We start from the raw sequence: 14,075 nt of genomic DNA on the forward strand, positions 1-14,075 counted from the left end.
GGGCTCACACCTTTGCCCGGGCCTTGGGCCCGGCGGCGGGGGTACTGACGACCTTGAGCCCGCAGCCTTCCTCGGCAAATGAGGTCAGGGTCTTGTATCCGAAGGTCTTGTAGGTGACGTTGGGCCAGCGGTCCCTCAGCAACTGCCCGAGCCGGGGAGCGTTCACCAGGCCCTTCTCCCAGAGCGTGGGATCGTCCTTCAGGAACGCGTGGACACTCGCTTTGTAGAGTTCGAGCTCGGTGTGCGGCGCTTCGTCCTTCTTCTTCGCCGGCTTACCCACCGCGGGGGCGGCAACCGGGGCAGCCGGCGGCGCGGGAATGTCGATGACATGGAAATGGTCGGCAACCGACTGCAGGATCTTGTTGACGGCTCCGGCCTTCGGCTGCGTCGTGGTGGCCACCAGCGAGCGCTTTCCCAGCGCATGCAGTCGGCGCAGGAGCGGGACGAAGTCCCCGTCGCCGCTGACGATCACAAAGAGGTCTATCCACGGCATGTCCGCGGCCACTTCCAGTGCGTCAACCACCAGCTCAATGTCCGCGGCGTTCTTGCTGCTCTGGTCAAAGGAAAAGATCTGCACGGGTTTGATGTTGTGCGCCTGCAGCTGGCTCCGGTAGCCGGCCATGTCAGCCCGGGCCCAGTTGGCATACGCCCGGGTCAGCGCCGTTCGCCCGCCGAGGTCCGTGTCCCGGACGACCTTCTCGATGTCGCGGACCACCGTGGCCAGCGGCACCGACGTGACGTCGTTCTTATACCCGCCGAACAGATTCTCCATATCCAGGAAAATAGCCACGTTCCGTTGCTGCGATCCTGCCACGTGATCCGTCCTCCCCCAGCGAATAGTAAACAGATCCTACCGCCGAAGGGGCGCGGCGGAGCCAGCGCCGGGCACCTGCGTGGCAAGAAAGGAGGCCGACGACGGCAGGCACGTGCCGCCGTCGGCCTCCTCCTTCAGGGGTGCAGTCCGCGCCGGCTAGCGTCCGCCTTCAATCTTCCGGTTGCGCTGCTCGTGGGCCATGGGACCGTACGGGTACACACCAACGCGGGGCTGGCTGGCCTCGGTCAACCGGCGGGTTTCCTCCTCGGTCAGCTCCAGGTGCGCGGCTGCGAGGTTGTCCGCCAGTTGCTCCGTGGTGCGGGCGCCGAGGATCACCGATGTGACCGCCGGCCGGTCCGCCAGCCATGCCAGGGACACCTGCGAGGCACTCACGCCGTGGTCCGCGGCAATTTTCTCAACGGTTCCGATGACCTCCCAGGTGCGCGGGTCATCGTTGCGGGCCTGCCAGGCTTCCATGCCGCGCTGGGGGTTCTCGCCCAGCCGGGTGGCGCCGGCCGGTGACTCGTCGCGCCTGTATTTGCCGGAAAGCCAGCCGCCGCCCAGGGGCGACCACGGCAGCAGCCCGATCCCGGCATCCAGCGACGCCGGAACAATCTCCGACTCGATTTCCCGGACCAGCAGGCTGTACTGCGGCTGCAGGGTCACGGGGGCGCTCCAGCCGTGGGCCCTGGCGAGGTGCACCGCCTTGGTCAGCTGCCAGCCCAGGAAGTTGGAGAAGCCGTAGTAGGCGATTTTGCCGCTGCTGACGGAGTCGTGCAGGAAGCGCAGCGTCTCCTCCAGCGGCGTGATGGGGTCCCAGGCATGCATCTGGTAAAGGTCGATCTGTTCCACGCCGAGTCGGCGCAGCGAGTCGTCAAGGGCGCGGGTGAGGTGGCGGCGGGACGTTCCCAGGTCGTTCGGGGCCTTACCCATGGGGAAGCGGCCCTTGGTGGCCAGAACGGCGCTGTCCCTGACGTCGGGACGGGCCGCCAGCCAGCGGCCGATGATTTGTTCCGAAACGCCCTGGCTGTAGACGTCCGCGGTGTCGATGAAGTTGCCGCCAGCTGCGAAGTAATCGTCAAGGATGGCAAAGGACGTTTCCTCGGTGGCTTCGGCACCGAAGGTCATGGTGCCCAGCGCGTAGTTGGACACGACGGCGCCGCTGTTTCCCAGTGTGCGGTATTGCATAATTCTCCTCAGTCCTCGGTTGGTGTGGTGCGGTTCGAGTGGTAGGTGCGCCACGTGTGCTCCGGGGCGAACCCGAGCAGGCGCTTCGCCTTGTCGATGGAAAGCATGGTCTCGTGTTCGCCGAGTTCCTTGACCACCTTGACGCCGGGGAAGACTTCCGCCGCCAGGCTGGCACTGGAACGGCTCATCACGGTGTCCTCGTTGGCAATGATGAATGCCTCGAAGCCGGGCTTGCCGTGCTCCAGGGCCCGGGCCACGGCCTGTGCGCCGTCGCGGCCGTCGATATAGCCCCACAGGTTCCATTTCCGCAGTGTGGCGTCGGCGTCGAAGGAGGGGAAGTCCTCATAATCTTCGGGGTCCATCACGTTGGAGAACCGCAGGCCGGTGATGCTCAGCTCCGGATCCCAGCGGGTCAGCTGGATGGCCATCTGCTCCTCAAGGTGCTTCACCAGGGAGTAGGTGCTTTCCGGCCGGGCCGGGTATTCCTCGTCCACCGGGATATAGGGGGGATCGACGTCGAACGGCAGCCCCAGCACCGTCTCGCTGGAGGCGTACACCACCTTCTTAATTCCGGCCCGGCGGGCCGCCTGGAAGACGTTGTACGTGCCGAGCATGTTGTTCTCGAAGGTGGCGGCGTCCGGCGCGAGGCCCGGAGCCGGGATGGCCCCCAGGTGCACGATCGCGTCAAAGCCTGCGTGGCGGTCATCGAGGCCAAGGAGGACGTCCAGGACCTGCCCGTAATTGCGCAGGTCCACCTCGGTAAACCCGCGGTCCCTGGCGCCCGTGCGGTCCAGGTTCAGGACATCGTGGCCGTCCTCGGACAACCTGCGCACCACGCTCCTGCCCAGCTTTCCGCTTCCTCCGGTTACAGCAACTCTCATCAGGAACTCCTCTGGGTAGTTGGCGGCATGCCGTCTTCCGCGACTGCCGGCCGCCGCCGTCGTCATTCCACCCTAGGGGCGCAACGGCAAGGACGCAGCCCTTCTGGCTGGCCCTCTGAGTCCTAGGAAGGAGCGCCCCCGCCTGCCGGCGGCGCTCAGCCGCCGTGCCCCGGCACCCGACATGTGGCGAGGTCAGGCTGTTGGGGTCTTAGATATGCTGCGACTGGCCCGGCAAACCCATGCTCGGGCGCCCGAAACGAAGCCTGCTCGGACTGATGCCCAGGGATGCGTAGTAACCGCCGGCCACCATCACGGCAAACCCGGCGACCCCCAGGAACACCAGCTGGATGACGGCGCCCGCTATTACCGTGACGAACCCGATAACCACACACAGGGCACCGAGTATCACCCGCCGCATCAGCGACCGGGACTGGCCCTCCATGCGCGCGGCGAATCGCGGATCATCCTCGTGAAGCGACTGCTCCAACTGTTTCAGGATGTCCTTTTCATGGTCAGAAAGCGGCATCATTGACCTCCGAACCGGATTGATATTAAGGATCGTCCCTCCGGCGACAAAGTCAATAGAGCCGAAAGTCATGGGCGTAGCCGCGGTGACTTTCGACCCTAGGCAGGCGGACCCGGGCGGTGCAGGCTGGAATCCATGAACACTGAAGAACGGATCGTGGTGGGCGTGGACGGTTCCGAGTTCTCCACTGCTGCACTGCAGCTCGCCGGGCGGATGGCCGGCAGCCTGAACGCCCCGCTGGAGATCATCACCTGCCTGGGAACCTCTGATTTCTACCTCGCGTCCCATCTGCCTGCCGGGCGCGTCCCCAGCATGGAGGAACTCGAGGAGACAGCCAAGCGCCTGGTCGACCAGGCAGTTGAGAGGGCTTTTGGGGCGTCACCGCCGGCACATCTTTCCCGCACCGTGAAGTTCGGTCCGCCGGCAAAGACCCTGATCGATGAAAGCCGCGATGCGCAATTGCTGGTAGTGGGCCGCCGCGGGGAAGGCGGCTTCCTCTCACAGGTCATGGGATCCGTGAGCGGGGCCTGCGCCGCGCACGCCCACTGCCCCGTGCTCGTGGTGGGCCAGGACTCCAAGGTGGCCGAACCGGCAGCCGGCCCGGCGTCCGGGTGAGGCCCGGCACCTCCCCAATCCCTAATCTCTATGCACCAGCGCGGCAGGCACCGCGCACCCAAGTCCCGGGAGCATCGTCATGAAAGCAGCAACGGCGAGCATCATCGCAGGCGCAGTCCTCCTGCTTGCCGGCGTCCTGCTACTGCTGGACGCCCTGCGTGTCCTTGATACCGCATTGCTGGTGTGGCCGTTCATCTTTGGCACCGCCGGCGCAGTCTTCCTGGCAGTCTTTTCCAGGAGCCGGGATTACTGGTGGGCGGCCATTCCGGGGTTTGTCCTGCTGGGGCTGGCCGCAGTGTCCGCCACCACTCAGCTGTGGCCCGAATCAGGCGGGGACTGGCCGGGCTCGTTGTTCTTCCTGTCCATCTCCGCAGGGTTTGCGGCGGTGTACGTCCGGGTGCGGGACAACTGGTGGGCCCTGATCCCCTGCGGCGTAATGGTCACCCTCGCGCTGGTGGTGGCGTTGCCCCCAACACTGGACGGTTGGCCCGCAGCGGCCGTGCTGTTCCTGGGCCTCGCCGCCACTTTTGCGCTGCTGACCCTCACGCCGGAACGGATGAAGTGGCCGTTGATTCCGGCGGCGGGGCTGGCCGTTCTGGGTCTGTCCTTTGCCCTTCAGTCCGCCGTCAGTTTCCGCGCCGTGGAGTATCTCACCGCCGTGGTGCCGCTGGTGGCCGGCTTGGGCCTCCTGTACTACGCCTTCCGTAGCCAGCGCAGTGTCAGCCGGCACGCGGGGCAGGCTGTCACCGATCCGATGAAGCCAGGACTGGGTGATGCTCACGGTGGCCGCTGACCCAGCAATCCGGAACAACGGTGTTGGGGGGACGCGCGTATTCATCCTGGACAGCCATGCCCTGGTCCGGGTGGGAATCCGCGAACTGTTGGAAGAAGCGCGCTTTCAGGTGGTTGGCGAAAGCGGCTCGGCCACGGAAGCGAGCCGCGTGATACCGTCCCTGAGCCCCGATCTGGTGGTCATCGGAACCCACTTGCCGGATGGCACCGGCATCGAAGTATGCCGGGAAATTCTTTCCGACAACCCGGGCCTCCGATGCCTGCTCCTGAGCAGTTACGACGACGACCACGCCCTCAGCGGCGCGGTACTGGCCGGGGCGGCCGGCTATGTTCTCCGGCAGTTGCCCGGGACCGCGCTCCTTGACGGAATCCGCCGGGTGGCCACCGGCGAATCATTGCTGGAGCCCGGCGTCGAGCGCGAAGTCATGGAGCGGCTGTACAGGGCGCAGGTCAACCGCGCGCACAGCGGGCTGAGTTCGCAGGAGCTGAAGGTCCTGGCCCTCATGGGGCAGGGCCTGACCAACCGGCAGATCAGCGAGGAAACGCGCTTTGCCCGGACCGCCGTGAAAGTCCAGGTGGCCGCAATACTCACCAAACTGGGCTTCGAGCTGCGGGGCTAGCGGCGCCCGCCAGGGCCCCGGCCAGGGTCACCGCCGGCCAGGGTCACCGCGCCAAACTCACCGGGAAGGGGCGGTCCACGTGAGCCGGGTTCCGTGTCCGGGACGGCTCTTGATGGTGCATTCGCCACCCAGGGCCATGGCCCGATGCTTCATGTTGTCGAGGCCGCTGACGCGCGTGGGATTTTCGAACCCGCAGCCGTTGTCCATGATGTTGAGCTCCACGCAATCCGGCAGGGCGGTGAGTGAAATGTTGATTTCGTCGGCACCGGAGTGCCGGACGGCATTGCTCAGCCCCTCGGACAGCACCGGCAACAGCTGCTCGACGACGACGTCGGGGACCGCTTCGTCCACCGGTCCCGTCAGCTGGACTTTGGGTGAAAATTCGGAATTGCGGATCCCCTCGTGAATGGTCCGCATGATGAGGCCGGTGAGCGGCTCCTTCTCGCCGTGCCCGGTCCGCATCGAGTAGATGGTGTCCCTGAGTTCGTGGATGGTGCCGTCAAGCTCGGCCGTCACCGCGGAAATGCGTTCCTGTGCCACAGGATCCGGAATGTAGCGGCGGAGGCTCTGCATGCTGAGCCCCGCCCCGAAGAGACGCTGGATCACCAGATCGTGCAGGTCACGTGCGATCCTGTCCCGGTCGGTGGACAGCAGCTGCTCTTCGCGCCGCTGCCGTGCCCGGACCAGCCCGAGTGCCAGCCCCACGCGGGAACCGAAAACGGCGCTGGAGTGCAGGTCGGACTGGATGTACAGGGGGCCGCCGGCGGGTCGGGCCAGGATCAGCAGGCCGCGTTCGCTGCTCCTGCGCCCCAGGGCGGCCACCAGTAGCGGACCCAGTTTCTCATCCGTTCCCGCTCCGAAGACCTCGGTGGGGTCCCGGACCAGAGCCGAAGCTCCGGTCTCAAGGACCTCGGCAATGACGTCCGACGGCGGGAGCTCCTGGCCGGCAGGAAGGGACTGGACGCCAACCATCGTCCGGCAGCGTTGCGTGCCGTCAGCGTCCGGATAGGCGACCACAGCCAGGATGGAGTCCGAGACACCCAATGCCCGCTCGGCAACGAGGTCCAGGTTGTCGGTTTCGCCGGGGAAAACGGCCGCGCTGAGTAGGTCGCTGACCTCCAGTCCGGCCTCGAGCCAGCGCTGGCGCCGCCGGGTGTCCTCGTACAGCCGGGCGTTCTCGATGGCGACTCCGGCGGCCGACGCCAATGCCGAAGCAAGTTCCTGGTCCTCCAGGGTGAACGGCCCGCCGTCGAGCTTTTCCGTCAGATAGAGGTTTCCGAAGACGGAGCCCCGGACCCTGACGGGCACCCCCAGGAACGTCTTCATGTCAGGGTGGTTCGGCGGGAAGCCGCTGGCCATTTCGTGGGAGCCCAGATCGTCCAGCCTGAGTGCCTCCGGCCGGCGGATCAGGTGCCCCAGCACACCGCGGCCCGTGGGCAGGTCGCCGATCAGGCGGATGCCGTCGTCGTCAATTCCCACCGTGATGAAGTGCCCCAGCTCGTGATCATCGTCGATCACGCCCAGCGCGCCATAACGCGCGCCCACCAGCTCGCACGCCGACTGCACCACACGGTCCAGGACTGCCTCGAGACTGAGGTCCTCGGTCAGGGATACGACAGCCCCCAGCAGGCCCTGCATCTGGTCCTGGGCACGCACAAGTTCATCGGCCCGGGCCACGAAGTCGCGCAACAGGTCCTCGGTGCGCCTCCGGATGGGTTCACGCCACATGGCGCCACCCGGCGGAAGGATTGGAGGGATTAGGTGACCGATACTTGCTAACTACCGGAAGGTCCGGGCTCATGCGACTCCCCACAGCAGCGAGACACAAACGGCGGACTGCTTCACCGTTGTATTGCATCAACCCCAGACTGATATCAACACAGTACCAAGAGGGACACAGCGGCTCAAGGAAAAGCGGAATGGGGACTAAAGACACTGTGAAAGCTTTCGCGTGAGTGGCATTCTTGGCTCGCGGAAAAACGCTGCATCCCCGGGTGCAAGGAGATGATCCAACGTGCGTATCGGACTGATCGCGCCGCCCTGGCTGCCGGTGCCTCCGCCCCGTTACGGCGGCACCGAAGTGGTGGTGGACGGGCTGGCCCGCGGACTCCTGGCTGCCGGTCACGACGTCCTCCTGGCGGCGCCGGAGGGAAGCACCTGCCCGGTTCCGCTGGTGCCGGGCATGCCGGCGCCCGGAGCCGCTTCGGCCACCACCTGGTCCGCCACCGCGGAGCTGTACCACGTAGCCCGGGCCTATGCCTCGCTGGCCGGAGTGGATCTCGTTCACGACCACACGGTGGCCGGGCCCTTCTTCCGCTATCGCCCTGCCGCCCTGCCCGTCGTCACTACCAACCACGGCCCGTTCAGTTCACTCCTGGGCGACCTTTACCGGCTGATGGGTCCGGACGTGGCCATGGTGGCCATCTCGCACCGGCAGGCCGCGGACGCTGCCGGCGTGCAGATCGCGCGGGTGATCCACCACGGCATCGATGTTGATGCCGTGCCGGTGGGGGACGGCGCCGGCGGCTACGCGGCATTCCTCGGGCGGATGAGTCCGGACAAGGGGCCCCGGGAGGCAATCCTGATCGCACGGCGGGCCGGGTACAGGCTACTGATGTCTGCGCGCATCCTGGGCAGGGAGGAACAGGACTACTTTGACAGCCGGATTGCCCCGCTCATGGGACCTGAGGTGGAGTTCCTCGGCGAACTTACCACCGCGGAAAAGTACCAGCTCCTGGGCGGGGCGGTGGCATTCCTCAACCCGATCCAGTGGCCGGAACCCTTCGGCCTGGTGATGATCGAAGCGTTGGCAACCGGCACCCCCGTGGTGGGCACGGGCTCCGGGGCGGCCCCTGAAATAGTGGACGACGGCGTCACGGGCTACCTCCGGAGCGGCATCGGCGAACTGGCCGACGCCCTGTCGCTGGCCCCCGGACTGGACCGGCGTGCGTGCCGCCGGGCCGCCGGGCTGCGCTTCAGCACCGGCCGGATGGTGGCCGACCACATCTCCCTGTATGAGGAGATCCTGGGGGGCGGCCTGCCGCATCATTCCCCGGATTCGCCTCCGGACTGGCTTCCGCCGGGCACGAGGTAGCGCAGGAACCAGTCCCTCGCCAGCGCCGCGGCTTCAGACAATGTACCCGGCTCCTCGAAAAGGTGCGTGGCACCCGGAACAACGGACAGCTGGCTGGGACAGCGCAGCAGGGCCTGGGCCCAGCGGTTGAGCTCCAGCACTTCACGGTCCGCTCCGCCCACGATCAGGAGCGTGGGGGCACGGACCGCCGAGAGCTTCTCACCGGCCAGATCCGGACGGCCGCCCCGCGACACCACGGCGTCAATCCGGGCACCGGGTTCCGCTGCGGCCCACAACGCCGCACCGGCACCCGTGCTGGCACCGAAATATCCGATGCGGCTCCGGGCGGTGTCCGGGCGGTCGCCGAGCCATGCCGTTGCCCCCGTCAGCCGGCCGGCGAGCAGCCCGATGTCGAACACATTGGCCCGGTTGAGTTCCTCGGCCGGCGTGAGCAGGTCCAGCAACAGGGTGCCCAGCCCCGCACGCTGCAGGAACGACGCCACGAAACGGTTGCGGGGGCTGTGCCTGCTGCTGCCGCTTCCGTGCGCGAACACCACGACGGCGGCGCCCGCCACCGGCAGGTACAGGTGCCCCTGGAGCCGCACCTCCCCCGCCTGGATCTGGACGTCCTCGTCGACGGCGGTTCCGTTGGCAACTGTCTGGGCACTGTGCAGCCGCTTCGCTGCCGCATCCAGCAGCAGTACCACTTCGTCGTCGCCGGTGGGCGAGAAGTCCCGGTAGTGGTAGCCGACGGCGGTGAACTGGCGGGGCGTGGCGAGGCAGACGACTTCGTCCGGTTCCGTGAGGTCCGCGAGCGTATCGGCGGGCGCCACCGGCACCGCCAGGATCACCTTGGCGGCGCCCAGTTCGCGGGCGATGCGGCACGCCACGCGGGCCGTGGATCCGGTGGCGATGCCGTCGTCGACGATCACTGCGGTGCGTCCCCGCAAATCCGCGCGGGTCCGCCCCTTCCTGAACCGCGCCACCCGGGTCTCGAGCAGGGCGCGTTCCCGGTCTTCGACAGCTTCAAGTTCGGCCTGCGTCACGCGCACGCGGGAAATGATGTGCTTGTCCAGCACCCGCGCACCGCCTTCGCCGATGGCTCCCATAGCCAGCTCGGGTTGGAAGGGGACGCCCAGCTTCCGGACCACGATCACGTCCAGGGGGGCGTCGAGGGCCGTGGCCACCTCGTAGGCCACCGGAACACCGCCCCGGGGCAGGCCGAGGACCACGATGTTCTGGCCGCGAAGATATTCGAGGCGCTGCCCCAGCCGCCGTCCCGCTTCAACTCTGTCCTCGAAAATGCTCATGGCAGGCCGTTCGCCTCGTGGCTCCAGGCCGCCGTACGGGTCCGTGCACGCCATGGGTGTGCAGCCCGGCATGCGGGGAGGGACATCGGCGGCCACTGTTCTCCAACTATCCGGCAGGCGGCGGCCGGTTGCGAGGGACTTTCGGCCCGGATTCGCCGGTCCTTGAACGGCATCAGCCGTGCCGGGCCGGCTCAGCCGACGGCAGTGTCACATGCGTCCGGAGACTTTGAACTGATGTATATAATTTCCCGGTACGGTCTAGCAGAGGGCCGTTGGATAGTTCTACGATCCGGCTCCTCTGCCTGCTACCCCGCGTTGCGTACGCCAGGGTACACGCGGCGTTGCCGGATCGTTTTGACCTGAACGAAATGGCAGCAAGAACATCGTGGCCAGCGAGACGACCGCAAACACCTCAACGTCCATCAGCCAGCATCTGCACGAAATGGTGTTGAACAGCTCGGACGTAGGGCAATTTCTTCACGAACTCGCACGTGTCTCCGCGCGCAGCCTGTCCGAGCCCGGGGATGCAGTCCTCTGCGGAATTACGCTGCTTCGGCACCGGAAAGCGGCGACGGTGGCGAGCAGCAGCCCCGAGGCGCAGGCGATGGACGAAATCCAGTATGCCTATGGCGACGGCCCGTGCATGACCGCCTCCCGTGACCAGGTGACCGTGCACGTCGTGGACCTTGAGGCCCATGATCGATGGCCCAAGTACTCGGAGACGGTCTTGGGGCTCGGAGTCCGTTCCATCCTCGCCGTGCCGTTCCAGCTGGACGGCGACACCCGGGCGGCGCTGAACCTTTACTCCCACCGGCCCGGCCGGTTCGAGGGCAAGGTCCTGGAGCTCGCCGAGGACTTTGTCAGCCAGACGTCCATGGCCCTCCGGCTGGCCGTACGTTTTGCCCACTTCAGCGAGACGGCGGACAACCTCAAGGCAACGCTGGAGACCCGCACCGCCATCGACGTCGCCATAGGCATCATCATGGCCCAGAACCGGTGCAGCCAGGAGGAGGCCTTCGAGCTGCTGAAGGCGGCCTCAAGTGCCCGGAACGTCAAACTGCACGGCGTGGCCGCGGCCATTGTGGACTCCCTGGGCCAAGGTCCTGCAAGGACGCACTTCGAGCTGTAACGACTCAGAACATCGGCAGCAGGAAGCCGGCAACAAAGGCGGCCGCTCCGATGCCGCTCAGGATCCAGCCCAGGACGCCGGCCGCTTCGCCGCGGACCTCCGGCGCACTGGTCCGCCAGCGGGTGGGCGTCTTCACCGCATAGTGGATGGTGACGGCGTCCCCCGGGGCCATGTGCCGGATGTCGTGCGGAGACATGGGCGCGTTGTGGACCTGGTAATGGTGGTCGTACCAGCGGAAACCCACGCCGCTTTCGTCGGAGTAGACCACGCCCTCCGACTGGGTCCACTGATCCTCGAACCGCCGCATCGTCCCCACAGCCACCAGGAGGATCAGGCCGGCGGGCAGGCAAATCCAGGTCAGCACTTCCAGGATGGGGCCTGCAATGTCGAGTACTCCGGGCATGGTCATGATGGTACCGTTCCCGCACGCCTGAGGCAGAGCCAAGGACTTAAAAGCGCGTGGAGCGCCGGATGGAAAAAAGCGAAGCCGGTTGCACCTAGGGTGGAGGGGCAACGGCTGGCATCCGCCCGCCTGCGACTGATCAACTGATTGAGGAAACAAACATGGGTTTGGGCGACAAGATCAAGAACGCTGCCGAGAAAGCAATCGGCGAGGCCAAGGAAGCACTGGGCAAGCTGACCAACAACAGCAAGCTCGAGACCGAGGGCAAGATTGATCAGGGCACGGCCGACGCGAAGCACGCGGCCGAGGACGTCAAGGACACCATCAACGACAAGTAGTCGTTACCCAAAGCCGGGGCGCGGAGACTTCCGCGCCCCGGCTTTTGTATGCCGCGCCGGCGGCCAGGGGACCTTTGCCCCTTCCGTTTGCGGGACACTCCGGTCAGTCTGTTCACATGGCAGCCTGCCTCGGGGGGAACCGACGTTGGCGGGCAATGATTCGGTACAGGCGGCGACGGCCATGGACGAACCAGCGGTGCATATCAGCGGTTTCCGGATGGACTTCGCGGACACCACCGTGATCCGCGACCTCTCCTTCGATGTCCGCGCCGGCGAGACGTTCGGGTTCCTCGGCAGCAACGGCTCGGGCAAGACCACCACCATCCGCGCACTCCTGGGCCTCTACGAACCCACTGCCGGGATCCTGCACATCAACGGCCGGCCCTTCAAACCCGAGCACGGCGGCCGGCTGGGCTATCTCCCGGAGGAACGCGGGCTCTATAAGAAGGAAAAGGTCATGGACGTCATGACCTACTTCGGCCGGCTCAAGGGAATGGACCGGCACGCGGCGCGGCACTGGTCGCTGGCGTACCTGGACCGCGTGGACCTGGCCGGCAAGGCCGCCACCCAGGTGGACAAGCTCTCCAGCGGCGAGCAGCAGAAAGTGCAGCTCGGCGTCACCATCATGAACCGCCCGGAGCTCCTCATCCTGGACGAACCCACCAAGGGCTTCGACCCGGTAAACCGGCGGCTGCTGATGGACATCATCGCGGAGCAGAAGAACGACGGCGCCACGGTGGTCATGGTGACCCACCAGATGGAGGAGGTGGAACGGCTTTGCGACCGCATCATCCTCCTCAAGGACGGCACGTCGGAGGCTTACGGCACCATCGACGAGGTCCAGAACAAGTACGGCGGCAGGATCGTCCGCCTCCGGCACGCAGGACGCATTCCGGCGTCACCCCACTATGAAGTGACGCTCGAAGAAACCAACTATGCCGAGCTCTCCATCACTGACGACACCGACGAAGCGGCCATCCTGCGGGAACTCATGGACGCCGGCCTGGTCGTCCGCAGTTTCACCACCACCAAGATCTCGATGGAGGACATCTTCATCCGCGTGTACGGGGAGCACAGCCAGCCGCCGCCCGTCGCTGTCCCTGCCCGCGTGGCCGCGAGGCCGGGTGCCTAGCGATGGCCCGGCACAACCTTGGAACGGTCATCAGCTTCGAATTCGTGCGCACCGTGACCAAGCCCCGGTTCTGGATCGGCACCCTGTCCGTGCCCGTCATCATGGCCGTGGTGTTCGGGATGATCTTCCTCAGCAACACCAGCACCAGTTCCGCCGCCGAGGCGCAGAAGAACGCCCAGTTCAGCATCTCCTACCGGGACGCCTCCGGCCTGATCACCCCCGCCGACGCAGCCGCATTCGGCGCCGTTCCCGCGGACTCGTCCGACGCCGGTATCCGGGACGTCCAGTCCGGCGCCGTCGACGCCTACTTCGAGTTCCCCGCACATCCCGAGACCACGGCAGTGAAGGTGTACGGCACGGACAAGGGCTTGTTCGAGAACGGAAAGTACGCCGCCGTCGCGCAGGTCATGCTGGCACGCGCAGTGGCCGTGCGAATCGGCTCGCCCCAGCTGTCCAGCCTCGCGTCAGGGTCGGCGCAGGTGGAAACCGTCACCTACCAGGGGTCCGAGGTGGCGGGAGGCATGAACTCCGTGATTCCGCCGATGGCATTTCTGGTGGTCTTTTACGGGCTGGTGGTGCTCCTCGCGGGGCAGATGCTGAATTCCACGCTGGAGGAGAAGGAGAACCGGGTCACCGAAATGATCCTGACCACCCTCAAGCCCACCACCCTGATCACCGGCAAGGTGCTGGCCCTGTTCATGGTGGGCCTCGTCCAGGTGGCGGTGTTCGCTTCCCCCGTCCTGGTCGGCGCCCTCTTCTACCGGGATGCCCTGAGCATCCCCGAGTTCGAGGCGTCGCAGCTGATCTTCGACCCCCTGCGCATGACCGTCGGCTTCCTGATCCTCGTGGGCGGCTTCGCCCTCTTCACCACCACGCTGGTGGCCATCGGCGCCGTGATGCCCACAGCCAAGGAAGCCGGAAACTTCATGGGCGTGATGATCGCCCTGATTTTCATCCCCTTCTACTCGGTCAGCCTGGTGGTTTCCGAGCCGCATTCCCCGATCGTCCAGGTCTTCACGTACTTCCCGTTCTCTGCGCCGGTCACAGCGCTGCTGCGGAACGCCTTCGGCTCCCTCGGCGTCATGGAAGCCGCTCTGGTGATCGCCATCCTCTACGCCGGTGCCGCCGTGATGCTCCGCGTGGCCGTGCGGCTGTTCCAGTACGGGTCCATCTCCTACACCTCCAAGGTCAGCATCAGGACCGCCCTCAGGGCAGGGTCGCGGCATGCGGTGGCCGCCCCGGCGGAGAAGTAGC

The 14,075-nt window shown here is 66.3% G+C and carries 15 protein-coding genes; 8 read left to right on the plus strand and 7 right to left on the minus strand.

What is annotated here, in order from left to right; translation table 11 throughout:
- Positions 1 to 4: 4 nt before the first annotated feature.
- From Q8Z05_RS04250 to Q8Z05_RS04265, 4 genes are all read right to left on the minus strand, one after another.
- Positions 5 to 814 (minus strand): NYN domain-containing protein, encoded by an 810-nt coding sequence (locus Q8Z05_RS04250; RefSeq protein WP_305942248.1) that lies wholly within the window; start codon positions 812 to 814, stop codon positions 5 to 7.
- 156 nt (positions 815 to 970) lie between these two features.
- Entirely contained in the window at positions 971 to 2,002 is a 1,032-nt protein-coding gene (locus Q8Z05_RS04255) for an aldo/keto reductase (RefSeq protein ID WP_305942249.1), read from the minus strand.
- 8 nt (positions 2,003 to 2,010) lie between these two features.
- Positions 2,011 to 2,883: an NAD-dependent epimerase/dehydratase family protein gene (locus tag Q8Z05_RS04260; protein WP_305942250.1), complete on the minus strand. Its 873-nt coding sequence runs from the start codon at positions 2,881 to 2,883 to the stop codon at positions 2,011 to 2,013.
- A gap of 208 nt (positions 2,884 to 3,091) precedes the next feature.
- Entirely contained in the window at positions 3,092 to 3,481 is a 390-nt protein-coding gene (locus Q8Z05_RS04265; protein WP_305942251.1) for a DUF3040 domain-containing protein, read from the minus strand.
- 63 nt (positions 3,482 to 3,544) lie between these two features.
- On the opposite strand from Q8Z05_RS04265, the gene Q8Z05_RS04270 reads away from it, so the two are divergent.
- From Q8Z05_RS04270 to Q8Z05_RS04280, 3 genes are all read left to right on the plus strand, one after another.
- Positions 3,545 to 4,024 (plus strand): universal stress protein, encoded by a 480-nt coding sequence (locus Q8Z05_RS04270; protein ID WP_305942252.1) that lies wholly within the window; start codon positions 3,545 to 3,547, stop codon positions 4,022 to 4,024.
- 79 nt (positions 4,025 to 4,103) lie between these two features.
- Entirely contained in the window at positions 4,104 to 4,817 is a 714-nt protein-coding gene (locus Q8Z05_RS04275; RefSeq protein WP_305942253.1) for a hypothetical protein, read from the plus strand.
- Complete coding sequence (locus Q8Z05_RS04280; RefSeq protein ID WP_305942254.1) at positions 4,798 to 5,436, plus strand: response regulator transcription factor; 639 nt, start codon at positions 4,798 to 4,800, stop codon at positions 5,434 to 5,436. Before Q8Z05_RS04275 ends, Q8Z05_RS04280 begins: the two co-directional genes overlap by 20 nt.
- A gap of 57 nt (positions 5,437 to 5,493) precedes the next feature.
- On the opposite strand, the gene Q8Z05_RS04285 is transcribed toward Q8Z05_RS04280, so the two are convergent.
- Positions 5,494 to 7,164: a GAF domain-containing sensor histidine kinase gene (locus Q8Z05_RS04285; RefSeq protein WP_305942255.1), complete on the minus strand. Its 1,671-nt coding sequence runs from the start codon at positions 7,162 to 7,164 to the stop codon at positions 5,494 to 5,496.
- 286 nt (positions 7,165 to 7,450) lie between these two features.
- Between Q8Z05_RS04285 and Q8Z05_RS04290 the strand changes: the two genes are divergently transcribed.
- A complete protein-coding gene (locus Q8Z05_RS04290) occupies positions 7,451 to 8,530 on the plus strand; it encodes a glycosyltransferase family 4 protein (RefSeq protein ID WP_305942256.1) in 1,080 nt (359 codons plus the stop codon).
- Here the strand turns inward: Q8Z05_RS04290 and Q8Z05_RS04295 are convergent.
- Positions 8,482 to 9,819, minus strand: a complete 1,338-nt coding sequence (locus Q8Z05_RS04295; protein WP_305942257.1) for a phosphoribosyltransferase — start codon at positions 9,817 to 9,819, stop codon at positions 8,482 to 8,484. The two genes, Q8Z05_RS04290 and Q8Z05_RS04295, sit on opposite strands and share 49 nt — an antisense overlap.
- Before the next feature lie 385 nt (positions 9,820 to 10,204).
- On the opposite strand from Q8Z05_RS04295, the gene Q8Z05_RS04300 reads away from it, so the two are divergent.
- Positions 10,205 to 10,948 carry a GAF and ANTAR domain-containing protein gene (locus Q8Z05_RS04300; RefSeq protein ID WP_305942258.1) on the plus strand — a complete coding sequence of 248 codons (744 nt, stop codon included), beginning with the start codon at positions 10,205 to 10,207 and terminating at the stop codon, positions 10,946 to 10,948.
- 4 nt (positions 10,949 to 10,952) lie between these two features.
- Here Q8Z05_RS04300 and Q8Z05_RS04305 read toward each other — a convergent pair whose 3' ends face one another.
- Positions 10,953 to 11,357, minus strand: coding sequence for a hypothetical protein (locus tag Q8Z05_RS04305; RefSeq protein WP_317783411.1), 405 nt, complete (start codon positions 11,355 to 11,357; stop codon positions 10,953 to 10,955).
- A gap of 155 nt (positions 11,358 to 11,512) precedes the next feature.
- On the opposite strand from Q8Z05_RS04305, the gene Q8Z05_RS04310 reads away from it, so the two are divergent.
- From Q8Z05_RS04310 to Q8Z05_RS04320, 3 genes are all read left to right on the plus strand, one after another.
- Complete coding sequence (locus Q8Z05_RS04310) at positions 11,513 to 11,689, plus strand: CsbD family protein (RefSeq protein WP_011693297.1); 177 nt, start codon at positions 11,513 to 11,515, stop codon at positions 11,687 to 11,689.
- A gap of 181 nt (positions 11,690 to 11,870) precedes the next feature.
- Positions 11,871 to 12,821, plus strand: a complete 951-nt coding sequence (locus Q8Z05_RS04315) for an ABC transporter ATP-binding protein (protein WP_305942259.1) — start codon at positions 11,871 to 11,873, stop codon at positions 12,819 to 12,821.
- A 2-nt stretch (positions 12,822 to 12,823) separates the two neighbouring features.
- On the plus strand, positions 12,824 to 14,074 hold the full coding sequence (locus Q8Z05_RS04320; protein WP_305942260.1) for an ABC transporter permease: 1,251 nt from the start codon (positions 12,824 to 12,826) through the stop codon (positions 14,072 to 14,074).
- Position 14,075 lies beyond the last annotated feature (1 nt).

Source organism: Arthrobacter oryzae, assembly GCF_030718995.1.
Classification (GTDB): domain Bacteria; phylum Actinomycetota; class Actinomycetes; order Actinomycetales; family Micrococcaceae; genus Arthrobacter; species Arthrobacter oryzae_C.

Coding starts and splice junctions, on each gene's coding strand:
- Q8Z05_RS04255 (WP_305942249.1), bottom strand. CDS start 2,002: ATGCAATACCGCACACTGGGAAACAGCGGCGCCGTCGTGTCCAACTAC.
- Q8Z05_RS04260 (WP_305942250.1), bottom strand. CDS start 2,883: ATGAGAGTTGCTGTAACCGGAGGAAGCGGAAAGCTGGGCAGGAGCGTG.
- Q8Z05_RS04265 (WP_305942251.1), bottom strand. CDS start 3,481: ATGACTTTCGGCTCTATTGACTTTGTCGCCGGAGGGACGATCCTTAAT.
- Q8Z05_RS04270 (WP_305942252.1), top strand. CDS start 3,545: ATGAACACTGAAGAACGGATCGTGGTGGGCGTGGACGGTTCCGAGTTC.
- Q8Z05_RS04275 (WP_305942253.1), top strand. CDS start 4,104: ATGAAAGCAGCAACGGCGAGCATCATCGCAGGCGCAGTCCTCCTGCTT.
- Q8Z05_RS04280 (WP_305942254.1), top strand. CDS start 4,798: ATGCTCACGGTGGCCGCTGACCCAGCAATCCGGAACAACGGTGTTGGG.
- Q8Z05_RS04285 (WP_305942255.1), bottom strand. CDS start 7,164: ATGTGGCGTGAACCCATCCGGAGGCGCACCGAGGACCTGTTGCGCGAC.
- Q8Z05_RS04295 (WP_305942257.1), bottom strand. CDS start 9,819: ATGAGCATTTTCGAGGACAGAGTTGAAGCGGGACGGCGGCTGGGGCAG.
- Q8Z05_RS04305 (WP_317783411.1), bottom strand. CDS start 11,357: ATGACCATGCCCGGAGTACTCGACATTGCAGGCCCCATCCTGGAAGTG.
- Q8Z05_RS04310 (WP_011693297.1), top strand. CDS start 11,513: ATGGGTTTGGGCGACAAGATCAAGAACGCTGCCGAGAAAGCAATCGGC.
- Q8Z05_RS04315 (WP_305942259.1), top strand. CDS start 11,871: ATGGACGAACCAGCGGTGCATATCAGCGGTTTCCGGATGGACTTCGCG.
- Q8Z05_RS04320 (WP_305942260.1), top strand. CDS start 12,824: ATGGCCCGGCACAACCTTGGAACGGTCATCAGCTTCGAATTCGTGCGC.